Consider the following 1,580-nt stretch of genomic DNA (forward strand, 5'->3'; position numbering starts at 1 on the left):
TCGATGGCATACAGCCGCCCATTGATCTGCGCCGCCACCGGCATCGGCCCGCTGGCCGTGGGCCAGGTAGATGACCCTCCGTGCTGTTCCATCTCCCCGGCCGGCGCGGCAGGGCCTGCAATGCGATGAAGACGGCCCAGACGACCCTCATGAACCTCCTCCCGTGTGATGTGAGGCCTGACATCAGGTCAAACAGGCCTTACGCCCTAGTAAATCATGGTCATGATGCTATTAAATATATAGCAATCAAGACGTACAACGGCCAGGGTTGGATGTCAGGGTGTTGCATCGGCTCGCATGAGATCTCCCACGCAAGGCTTGAGAAATAAGCAGCAGTTACTTATTTCCAAAATCCTTAATCAGTCCCTCAAAACCAATGAGCAACTCTTCAATAGAAACCTTGCCTGCTTCGGTCAAATCATTGCCACCATTAATTGCCGCTGCGTTCATCTGCTCCATGGATAAAATGACGGGAAAAACCGCATTTCGCCACATTCATTTTCAAAAACACCCCCAACCCCCTCAATCCGATGAATAAGCGAGTTTAAACCAAGTGTTCCATCACGATATTCATTGATGGCTTGCCGCAGCACGAAGGCTTGACGAGAGAAAAAATCGCTCATACAACCTGATTATTCAGGGATAAATTTAATTACCTGTTCATTTCCACCGGCAACAATAACCACGCCGTTGCGCGCTATGTGCACTGTCGTTCTATGCCATGCCGACGATGCTATTAAAAATAGCAAAAGACGGTGCAACGAAATTTTTGGCGGCGGGCAGGACATGGATTCAAGGTGTTGCATTGGCTCATCATGGCGACTTACTCCGACTAAAGAAGTTGGAACCGATGCAACCACTTAGCTCCTTGATCAATACAAAGTCGGAAAATGCAGTTCTGCGTGCTTTGCGCATAGCAGCATCATTTCGATTATTTTTGATCAGCTCCTAAAACCGCAATTAGCCCGTGACTAAAATTCTCGCCGATTGCTTCCTTCTTTGAACATTGCACTGTACCAATAGCCTTGCGAGTCATTAAGCCATTCGAATTTCTTTTTCTCCGCAAACACACGCAAAGGAGCAAGTGGCATTTCATAACGCCAAAGTAGCGCAACTAATTCACGCATTGCCTCTTTATTAAGCGCAGCAATGCTGACATCAATTAACAAATCCCGTCCCACGCCCTTAACGCTGCGTATTGCGGTTATTTCCTCCAAACCCTGAAACAGGCGCCGTTCATCTCCTCGCGAGTAAAAACTGCCCAACGCTATTTGCAAAATCATGTCGCCTCCTATCGACGGTGACCGCCAGGATAAACATTGTCATACCGGCCGCCTGGATACTGCACATCCCAATGGGGGCCACCATGAGCATCGCCTGTGGAACCAGAGTCTGGTCCCGTAGGGCACCACACACCGCCATCAGATCCTTGCCAACCGTAGCCGCGTCCATTTGGATTACGAACCCAGCTTTCACCCCCCTTAGGATCTTTGAAGCCTTCGGCATCACTGGGTTTGCCAGGCGCCTTAGGCCCATTTGGGTCATATGCATTCTTAGGCGGTTTCGCAAACATGCGATCC

The 1,580-nt window shown here is 49.7% G+C and carries 4 protein-coding genes; all 4 read right to left on the reverse strand.

Going from position 1 to position 1,580, the window contains the following annotated elements; translation table 11 throughout:
* Window positions 1–336: 336 nt before the first annotated feature.
* Window positions 337–459 (reverse strand): hypothetical protein, encoded by a 123-nt coding sequence (locus tag AC27IO_RS24015; protein WP_498741177.1) that lies wholly within the window; start codon window positions 457–459, stop codon window positions 337–339.
* Entirely contained in the window at window positions 447–623 is a 177-nt protein-coding gene (locus AC27IO_RS24020) for a hypothetical protein (RefSeq protein WP_498741178.1), read from the reverse strand. Before AC27IO_RS24020 ends, AC27IO_RS24015 begins: the two co-directional genes overlap by 13 nt.
* A gap of 348 nt (window positions 624–971) precedes the next feature.
* On the reverse strand, window positions 972–1,283 hold the full coding sequence (locus tag AC27IO_RS24025) for a hypothetical protein (protein ID WP_498741180.1): 312 nt from the start codon (window positions 1,281–1,283) through the stop codon (window positions 972–974).
* 8 nt (window positions 1,284–1,291) lie between these two features.
* Window positions 1,292–1,573, reverse strand: coding sequence for a polymorphic toxin type 37 domain-containing protein (locus tag AC27IO_RS24030; RefSeq protein ID WP_498741181.1), 282 nt, complete (start codon window positions 1,571–1,573; stop codon window positions 1,292–1,294).
* Window positions 1,574–1,580 lie beyond the last annotated feature (7 nt).

This window comes from Acidovorax sp. KNOB132, assembly GCF_057541515.1.